The organism is Roseimaritima sediminicola, from assembly GCF_009618275.1.
In the GTDB taxonomy this organism is placed as follows: Bacteria; Planctomycetota; Planctomycetia; order Pirellulales; family Pirellulaceae; genus Roseimaritima; species Roseimaritima sediminicola.
In genome coordinates this window covers 37,173-46,552 of sequence record NZ_WIAD01000047.1, presented here as the reverse complement: position 1 = coordinate 46,552, position 9,380 = coordinate 37,173, and the positions used below count along the sequence as shown (strand labels likewise).

Sequence of the window (9,380 nt, the reverse complement as noted above, 5' to 3'; positions counted from 1 at the left end):
GGGAGGGTGTTGTCGCGGGGTTTCACCGAAAGATTCATGCCGACGTGCTTAGCACGGCTGTCACAGCCGTGGCCCCTTCAGCTCTCGGCTGAGGACAGCCGAGCTACTATGCCACACAGCGCAATCACAACTCGCCGGCTCGTTTGGCTTCGTCGACATCGATAAAGCCGTCCTGATTACGGTCCAGGCGATCGAACTGCTCGGGCGAACCGACGAATTCCCGCCGGCTGAGGTCGCCGTCGGCGTTGCGGTCCATCGGAGCGGCCCAACCGGGCAGGGGACTGCGCTGTGGGTCGCCGCGCCGCGTGAGCCTCATCCTGGCGGCGGCCATTGCCTGCGGTGGCTGGCGCAGCACGCGGATGGTGTAGGCGTCCGGCACGGCATGGCAGCTGACGCGGTCGGCATCGGCCAATTCCCCGATCCGCTCTCCGGCCCGCTGCAGCTCTCTGCTGGAAAGATAACCGTTGCCATCGCGGTCCAGCCAGTGAAACCAGGCATCGCTGGCTTCCCCGCACTGTAGGCTCACATAGCCGAGCCATAAAGGCAGCTGATCGGACCCACGCTGCCCCATCTGGCTCCACGTATCCTCGACCGACAACAACAACTGCAGCGTTTCATCCCTGACCGCGATCCATTGACTCCCTTCGCTGGTTTTATTTTTCAGCGAGTCGAGTGAGGACAATAACGACACGCTGGGAGGGCTGGTCGAGTCGGTGGAAAAATCGATCTGCACAGCAAGCGTCGCCGGGCCGTCGCGCAGCTGCCGGATTTCTGCGACCGTCAATTGCTGGTCGCCATCGGTATCGATGCGGGCCAGCAGCGGAGCGGCCCCGAACGGGGCAGCGGCAAGCTCGCTCGTCGCCGCATAGGTCAGCCGGTCCCACTGCGAAAAATCTTGAAGGACCGAGACCGAGCCGCCCAGCGACCCGCCGCGGCCTTGCCTGGTTTGGCTCGGAGCCGCGGCGGAGAGCCACTCGTCCACATCCAGCCGCTCGTCGAAATTGCGGTCCAGGCTGAGAATCGCTTCCGCTGCGTCGCGGTACTGCGGCTCACGGAGCACCTGATCGTCATCGGAATCCAAGGCGGCAAACACGGCCGACCCACAACGATTGCGATGCCGGAAGCGGTCGTCGGTTTGCACTCGCACCAGCCGTCCGCCGTTGTTCGCCGACAGCAACCACCGCCGCAGCTCCTCGCGTTCGACCACCCCGTTGGCATTGCGGTCGAAACGTTCAGCCGTCTCGTCGACCACGTTCAAGCCGGCAGGGAACAGCGCGGCGTTTTGCCGAGCGAAGACGACCAACTCGCTCCACAACAGCCGCGGCTCCGAGGTGATCTCGGCCTGTAAGCGATCGAGTTGCTTGTCTAGAAACTGGCCGATCGGTTGTCCGTCGACACGCAACTGGACATCGATCAGCAGTGCGCCGGCGGTCGTCGGCACGTACAAACGGTGTGTGGTGACGTCGGGATCGTCCGCAGGCTCGCTTGCCGCACGGCGGAGCTCGGCCGCCGAGTCGTCCTGTTCATCGGACCCGTCTGCGCGGTCCGCAGACGCGGCCTCGGCCATATCCGCCGAAGCTTCGGTCATGTTCGGTGCAGTCATGTTCGCCGCAACCATTGGCGATTGGTCGCGGGGATCGTCCGCAGACGGTGAACGCTCTGTCGTGTCCGCCGGCGGCGCTTCGCCAGACGCGGCTGTCGCTTCCCCTTCGCCGCGGCCCAGTTCGCTGTCGGGATCGCTGATCACGACGATTTGCGGTTCGTCTTCGGCCGTCGGCGCCCCGTTCGGATCGCTGACGTCCACCGGTTCGCTGCAACCGATCCCGCCCAGAACGATCAGCGCCAAACCGGCGACAATGGGCGTGGTGCAGCGATAAGGTTGGGCGTGTGCCATCGGCGCCTCGAATGCTCGGAATCGCATGGACCGCCCCACCTAGGAGAGCACTTGCCGGACGATTTGTCCTTCGGCGATCGCGATCGGCCGGCCATCGGCCGTATCAAATTGCGTGTGCGGAGAAACGCCGATCGCGCCGCACAGGGTGGACAGCAGGTCTTGGGCATTCATCTTACCATCTTCCACTTCGCTGCCGTCGGCGCTGGTGGCCCCGTACACTTGGCCACCGGCCACGCCGCCACCGGCGAGCACACAGGAGAAGGCTTGCGGGTAGTGATCGCGGCCCCCGTTGTCGTTGATCACGGGCGTGCGTCCGAACTCGCCGGCCCACAGGATCGTGGTCGATTCCAGAAGGCCCAAGGTTTCCAGTTGGTCCATCAGCGTCGCCCAGCCCTGATCCAGTTCGCCGCACAGACGCCGGACCTGGGCAAAGTTGTCGGCATGGGTATCCCACGCGATCCCGTTACCGAGACTGACCTCGACCAGCGGCACGTCTCGCTCGAGCAACCGTCGAGCCATCAAGCAGCCTTGGCCGAAGATGCCTTCGCCGTAGGCGGCGCGCGTCTTGGCGGACTCCTGCGTCAGATCGAACGCTTCGCGGGCGTCACTATCCACCAAATCGAGGGCCGCCTGAAAAACCGTGTCATGGGCTAGCGCGTTATCGACTCGGCGGCCGGCCAGGTAATCATCTTGCATCGCTCGCCACAGGTCGACGCGTCGACCCTGACGCAGCGGATCGACGTGAGCGTGGCGATCTAAAAAATTCACCCGCAGCTCGGCCAGCGAACGGGTTCCGCCGGGGGCCGAAGCATCAACGGTCATCGGGGCGTACTGAGGACCGAGAAAGCCGCTGCGCGGACTCTGCTGAACCAGGGGGCCCGGGGCGATACTGACAAAGGCGGGCAGGGCATCGTGTTCCGGGGCCCGCGGAGCCTCCTCGGCCAATGCCCGCGACAGCGTGCAACCGACCGCGGGATACTTGACCGGGCCGCCCGGCGGATGACCGGTTTGCATCAGCGTCGTGCCCCGCGCGTGGTCGCCCTCGGCGGTACTCATTCCCCGCAGCAGGGCCAACCGATCGGCCTGCTTGGCCAAACGCGGCAGATGTTCGGAGAATCGGATGCCGGGAACATTCGTTTGCGCTTCCTGCAGCGGTCCACCGGTGGCCGCGTCCGGCTTCATGTCGAACGTGTCCAGTTGGCTGGGGCCGCCTGGCATCCACAGCAGGATGACGTGACGGTTCTGCTGGCGGGCCGCTTCGGCCGCACGCAAGATCGCGGGCGACAATCGGCTGGTCGCCAAGCTACCGCCGGCGGCCGAGACCGCACCGTAGGCCAGGGACGCTTTCAGGAAGCTTCGGCGTGATGATGGACGGGGGCGGTGCATCGTCGTTCCTCTCCACTGCGGTCAGGGACACATGGCACATTCGGTACTGCACAGCAAGGCCCACAACAGATCAGCAAAACGTTCGTTGCGGATAGCCATCGCCGCTTCCTCGTTGTCGCCCGCTTGTTCATTAAGGAATGCCTCACAGCGTCGACGTTCCTGGTCGCTAGGGAAACGCGACAGGGTGGCCAGGTACAAAACGTCCAGCTGGTCTTCTTCGCTGAACAGCGGCGTTTTCATTGTGGCCAGCACGCCGACATCGGTAGACATCGTGGCGCGTTGCAGTTCCGGTCCATTCATCGTCGCCAGAGCTTGCAGGACGCCATGAGGATACTCTGTCGGCGTCGCGGAGCGCATTCGCATGCGGGTCAGGAACCGGCCGCGTATCGAGGTTCGCGGGTCGGTCGGCCCGGTGTCGGCCGGGCCGCTCATCCATACGTTCTGCACCAGCGTGTCGAAGTACTGGGCCGGAGTGAGCGTTTTAACGGCCATCACGGCGAACCATTCGGCGCCCGGCCGGTCGGCACCGCGGTAGACGCTGCTGCGCCGGTAGGCGTCGGTGGCAGCGAGCGTCGCGTACAACGCCCGCAGGTCGAAACGCTGGTCGACGAAGTACTCGGCCAATTCGTCCAGCAGTTGCGAATGACGCGAGTGCTGGTAGGCGTCCATCGCATCGACCGGTTCGACCAGTCCGCGCCCGAACAGATGTTGCCAGGCGCGATTGACCGCGGCTCTGGCCAGATACGGATTGTCACGCGAGGCCAGCCAGATCGTCAGCTGGCGGCGCCGCAGTCCCGCCGGGTCGGGTTCCGGCGGCTGCGAGACGCCGGGATACATGGGCGTCGAAACCAGCGTACCCTCGGTGGTGCGAAGCTGTTGATTGCGATCGTCCTCGACCCACTGACGATTTCCCACCGCACGCTGACGCAGTTGCCCAAAGAAGGCCGCAAAGTTCCAGAAGTCTTCCTGTTTCCAGTCGTCGAACGGATGGTCGTGGCACTGGGCACATTGCAATTGCAGGCCCAGAAAGATTTGCGAAGTCGCCGTGGCGACGCGTGTCGGTTCCGATTCCCGCGAGGCAAAGAAAACGGCCGGACCCTGGTCCACCGGCCCGCTGGCGACCAAGAGGTCGGCCACCACATGATCGTAAGGCGTGTCGCGGCGAAAACGTTCCTCCAGCCATACCTGCAAAGGCCGCGTATCGAGTGCCTGGGCCGGGTCGTCGGCCGGGACCAGCAATTCGCTGAATCGCTCGGACAGGTGATGGTCGAAGCGTCGCGAATGCAGCAGCCGCCGGACCATTCGGTCCCGCTTGTCGGGCGCCGGATCCGTTAGAAAGGCTCGCACGACCGAGACCGGGGGGGCCACGCCAGCGAAATCGAACCAAACGCGGCGGCAGAACTCGGCGTCGTCGGCCGGGCCCGCTGGCTGCACCTCGGCTTCCTGCCAAGCGTCGCTCAGCAAGCCATCGATCCTCGCCGCCATCGCGGCCTCCGCATCGCCAGCCGCAGGATCCGCAGCCCGGGCCGAACCGGCAGCGATGCCGAGCAAGATCGTCGCCAGCAAAACCGTGCTCACACCGACACGGCTTGATCGAGGAGAACAATAGAACGCATTCATGCAATCGTTTATAACACAGTCGCGACTCAGAATCCGCAATAAATCGACCGTAAATCAAAGGCGAAATCGTTGACTTCTGCTAAAACCTTCCAGGCTTTCGTGGTGGATGAAAACAAGCACGGCCAGCTAAAAATGCTGGCTGTGGACGACCTTCCCGCCGGTGAGGTTCTGATCCGCAGCTCGTATTCGTCGCTGAACTACAAAGACGCCCTGGCGGCGACCGGGCATCCGGGCGTCGCTCGCAATCTGCCCCACGTGCCCGGCGTGGACGTCGTCGGCGTGGTCGAGACCAGCGACGATGATCGCTATCGGCCGGGGGACCGCGTGTTCGTCACCGGTTACGAACTGGGCGCCCCGCGCTGGGGCGGATGGTCTGAGAAGGTGCGCGTGCCCGCCGACTGGGTCGTGCCTCTGCCGGAGGAGATTTCCGACACCCAGGTCATGGCGATCGGCACCGCCGGATTCACCGCGGCCCAGTGCGTCACCTCATTGCAGCTGCATGGGATCACGCCGGACCGAGGAGAAATCCTGGTGACCGGCGCGACCGGCGGCGTCGGTTCGATCGCCCTTGCGCTGCTGTCGAAACTGGGCTATACGACCGTGGCTGTGACGGGCAAAGCCGAGCGGCACGAGCAACTGCGGCGCTGGGGCGCGGAGCGAGTGATCTCGCGCGAGCAACTGGACACCGACAGCGACAAACCGCTGCTGAAGAGCGCGTGGGCCGGCGCCGTCGATACGGTGGGCGGCAAAACGCTGGCCACCGTCATCAAACAACTGGCCCATCGCGGCTGTGTGGCCGCTTGCGGAAACGTCGGCGGGGTGGAGCTGCCGTTGACCGTGTTTCCCTTTATCCTCCGCGGCGTCACCCTGGACGGCATCGATTCGGCACAGTGTCCCCGCGGTGACCGGATGCAGATCTGGGAACGCATGTTCGGACCGTGGCAGTTGCCGGAACTGGAGTCGCGTACGGAACGGGTGCCGCTTTCGCAGATCGACCGTTCGGTGCAAGAGATCCTGGCCGGCAAAGTGACCGGCCGAATCATTGTGGACACCACCGCCTAGACGAATCAAAATCCAAAGTCCTCTCCCCGCCTCGACCTTTCCTCACTCCGGTAAATCGCAAACATGATGAACCTACCCTTCTCGATACCGCGTCCTCCGTTGGCTGTACTGATTGCCTGTTCGATGCTCAACCTGGCGGTGTTGAACCCGGCAAATGCGCAGCAAACGTCCGATTCGGCGGCCGAGTTGATCGAGGCGGCGATCGAGGACGGTCAGATGGCCGGCGCCGTGGTCATGCTCGCTCGCGGCGGCGAGACGGTTTACGCCAAGGCGTTTGGCGACGCCCAGGTAGAGCCCGAGCGGCGTCCGATGCGACTCGATACCGTCTTCGATCTGGCTTCGCTGACCAAGCCCGTCGCCACGGCCACGTCGATCATGTGTCTGATCGATCGCGGCGAATTGACGGCCGACACGACCATTGCTGCGGTTCTTCCGGAGTTCGGTACGCACGGCAAGGACGTGCTGACGGTGGAAGATCTGCTGCTGCACCGTGGCGGTTTGATCGCCGATAACGCGCTCAGTGATTACAGTGACGATCCGGCGGCAACTTGGCAGAACATCTGCGATCTCAAACCGTTGGCCGCACCGGGCGAGCGATTTATTTACTCCGATGTCGGCTTCATCGTGCTGGGCAAAGTCGTCGAAGCGGTCAGCGGACAAGGTTTGGACACGTTCAGCCAGAGTGCGATTTTTCAGCCGCTGGGGATGGACGAAACCCAGTTCAATCCGCCGGCCGAACTTCGCCAGCGGGCCGCGGCGACCGAAAAGCATAAGGGAGAATTTCTGGTCGGCCGCGTGCACGATCCGCGGGCCGCGCGGATGGGCGGAGTGGCCGGTCATGCCGGATTGTTCTCGACCGCCGCCGATCTGATCCGCTACGGCAACGCCATGGGTGGTAAGCGCGATGACGGTGAGGGCGATGACGGTGACGGCGACGGCGACAAAGCGTCGCCGCAGCGGCTGCTCAGCGGCGAGGCGCTGGCTCAGATGACGCGGGGCCGCGACGTGCCGCGGGGCACGCGAGGCTACGGCTGGGACGTTCGCTCGCCCTACTCCTCGAACCGCGCCGAAGGCTATTCGGACGAAGCCTTCGGTCACGGCGGCTTCACCGGCACCGTGCTGTGGATCGACCCGGCCGAGGAGACCGTCTTTGTGTGGCTGAGCAACCGCTTGCACCCCGACGGCCGCGGAGCCGTCAACCGCCTGGCCGCCCAAGTCGCCGATCGCTTACTGGAAGCCACGCAGTAGCCGGCACCCCGGGCTCACGCCCGGGGGCTGCTCCATATCGCCACGCACGCCGCTAGGCGTGAATCGTCTCGCTGACGTAGACCTGCATCGAGTGATACGGCATCTCGATGATCCGCGTGCTGGGCGGCATGGGGCCATCGAGGGCGGGAAAGACGTCTTCGGGCGCGGGGGCCGCAGTATCGAGGAACAGGTTCCAGGTCATGCCACGACCCACGTCGGGCAGCTGGAACTCGCGTTCCTGTCCGGTCGAATTGAACAGCATCAACACGTCCCGTCCGGCGCACTCGGGGTCGTCTTCTTTGGCCGGGGCGGCCAGGTAGGCGACCATGGCCAGTTCGTGCTGCGACCAGTCCAGCGGCGTTCCGTCCGGGGCGTACCAGGAGACGTCGGGGATCAACCGTCCGGCGGTCGGCTGGCCGGTCAGGAACGTCCGCCGGCGGACCGTGGGCTGGGCCAAGCGGAAATGGATCAGGCTCTTGGTGAACCGCAGCATTTCGGCGTTCTTTTCGACCAACCGCCAATCGAACCAGCTGATGTCGTTGTCCTGGCAGTAGGCGTTGTTATTGCCCTTTTGCGTGCGTCGCACTTCGTCGCCGCTGACCAACATCGGCGTCCCCTGGCTGAGCACCAGCGTGGCCATCATGTTCTTGATCTGGCGGTTGCGGACTTCGCGGATGCCTTTGCGCCGGGTGGGGCCTTCGACCCCGTAGTTGTCGCTGCAGTTGTTGTTGTCGCCGTCGCGATTCTCTTCGCCGTTGGCCAGGTTGTGCTTCTCTTTGTACGACACCAGGTCGTTCAGCGTGAAGCCGTCGTGGCTGGTGACGAAATTAATACTGCTGGCCGGGGCTCGGCCGCTGTGCTCGTACAGGTCGCTGCTGCCGGCAAGACGCGTCGCCAGGGCGCCCAGCGTTCCGGAATCGCCACGCCAGAAACGCCGCACGTCGTCGCGGTAGCGGCCGTTCCATTCCGCCCAACGGCTGCCCGAACCAAACGAGCCCACTTGATAGGCTCCGGCGGCGTCCCAGGCTTCGGCGATGATCTTGGTGTCGGCCAACATCGGATCCTCGGCAATCAATTCCACCATCGGCGGATTCGGAACCAGGTTGCCCGACTGGTCGCGGCTGAGGATGCTGGCCAGGTCGAAGCGGAAACCATCGATGTGGTAGTTGTGCACCCAGTGCCGCAGGCAGTGGAAGATCATCTCGCGGACGACCGGATGGTTGCCGTTGACGGTGTTGCCACAGCCGCTGTAGTTGGCGTAGTGGCGGCCGCCGTCTTCCAGGATGTAATAGACGTTGTTTTCCAGCCCCTTGAAGGACAGCGTGGGACCTTGGTCGTTGCCTTCGCAGGTGTGGTTGAAGACCACGTCCAGGATGACTTCGATGCCCGCGGCATGCAGCGCCTTGACCATCTCCTTGAACTCGCGCACCTGGGCGCCCGGGGCCCGGTCGTGGGCGTAACCGCGGTGCGGCGAGAAGAACGCCATCGAGTCGTATCCCCAGTAGTTCGGACGCTCGGGTTTATGCCCCGTCGGGTCCATGATGGGGAATTCGTGGATCGGCATCAGCTCCACCGCCGTGATCCCCAGCGACTGCAGATAGGGGATCTTCTCGATCACGCCCAGGTAGGTGCCACCGGTTTTAATTTTCGCGGTGCGGCTTTTGGTGAACCCGCGAACGTGCATCTCGTAGATCACCGATTCGTCCAGCGGGCGGCGTAGGTGCCGATCCCCTTCCCAGTCGAAGGCGTCGTCGATGACCACACACTTGGGCGGCCGCACGACGCCGTCCTGGCTTTTTTGAAACGTGCCGGCCAGGGCGTGGGCGTAGGGGTCGATCAGCCGCGCCGAGGAATCGAAGCGGTGCCCGCGATCGGGATCCCAGGGACCGCTGGCCTGAAAGTGGTACAGCTGGCCCGGACCGATTCCCGGCACCTGCAGGCTCCACACATCTCCCCAGCGATCGGTATCCCGATCGAACTCGATGATCTCGACCGGCTCGCGATCGGTGACGCGGTTGTACAGCAGCAAGCGCATAGCGGTCGCCGAACGGCTGAACACGGAAAACTTGACGCCGTTTTCCTGTACCGTGGGTCCAAAGGGAGCCTGGTATGCAAACTGAAGCTCGGGATGCGGTTGTCGCATTAGCATGTAGGAAGGTCCTTCTTTCGC

The 9,380-nt window shown here is 64.1% G+C and carries 6 protein-coding genes; 2 read left to right on the top strand and 4 right to left on the bottom strand.

Features of this window, described 5'->3' with window-relative positions; translation table 11 throughout:
- Window positions 1–124: 124 nt before the first annotated feature.
- From GE027_RS18225 to GE027_RS18215, 3 genes are read right to left on the bottom strand one after another with little or no spacing between them, the layout of a single operon-like run.
- Entirely contained in the window at window positions 125–1,894 is a 1,770-nt protein-coding gene (locus GE027_RS18225; protein ID WP_162006805.1) for an EF-hand domain-containing protein, read from the bottom strand.
- A 39-nt stretch (window positions 1,895–1,933) separates the two neighbouring features.
- Window positions 1,934–3,280, bottom strand: coding sequence for a DUF1501 domain-containing protein (locus GE027_RS18220; RefSeq protein WP_153558652.1), 1,347 nt, complete (start codon window positions 3,278–3,280; stop codon window positions 1,934–1,936).
- A gap of 21 nt (window positions 3,281–3,301) precedes the next feature.
- Window positions 3,302–4,858, bottom strand: coding sequence for a DUF1549 domain-containing protein (locus tag GE027_RS18215; RefSeq protein ID WP_162006804.1), 1,557 nt, complete (start codon window positions 4,856–4,858; stop codon window positions 3,302–3,304).
- Between the two features lie 111 nt (window positions 4,859–4,969).
- Between GE027_RS18215 and GE027_RS18210 the strand changes: the two genes are divergently transcribed.
- Together GE027_RS18210 and GE027_RS18205 are read left to right on the top strand one after the other, a co-directional pair.
- Complete coding sequence (locus GE027_RS18210) at window positions 4,970–5,962, top strand: YhdH/YhfP family quinone oxidoreductase (RefSeq protein WP_237607635.1); 993 nt, start codon at window positions 4,970–4,972, stop codon at window positions 5,960–5,962.
- Window positions 5,963–6,061: 99 nt separating this feature from the next.
- Window positions 6,062–7,210, top strand: coding sequence for a serine hydrolase domain-containing protein (locus tag GE027_RS18205; protein WP_162006803.1), 1,149 nt, complete (start codon window positions 6,062–6,064; stop codon window positions 7,208–7,210).
- Window positions 7,211–7,262: 52 nt separating this feature from the next.
- Here GE027_RS18205 and glgX read toward each other — a convergent pair whose 3' ends face one another.
- Window positions 7,263–9,359 (bottom strand): glycogen debranching protein GlgX, encoded by a 2,097-nt coding sequence (gene glgX / locus GE027_RS18200; protein ID WP_153558649.1) that lies wholly within the window; start codon window positions 9,357–9,359, stop codon window positions 7,263–7,265.
- Between the last annotated feature and the right edge of the window lie 21 nt (window positions 9,360–9,380).

Coding starts and splice junctions, on each gene's coding strand:
- GE027_RS18225 (WP_162006805.1), bottom strand. CDS start 1,894: ATGGCACACGCCCAACCTTATCGCTGCACCACGCCCATTGTCGCCGGT.
- GE027_RS18220 (WP_153558652.1), bottom strand. CDS start 3,280: ATGCACCGCCCCCGTCCATCATCACGCCGAAGCTTCCTGAAAGCGTCC.
- glgX (WP_153558649.1), bottom strand. CDS start 9,359: ATGCTAATGCGACAACCGCATCCCGAGCTTCAGTTTGCATACCAGGCT.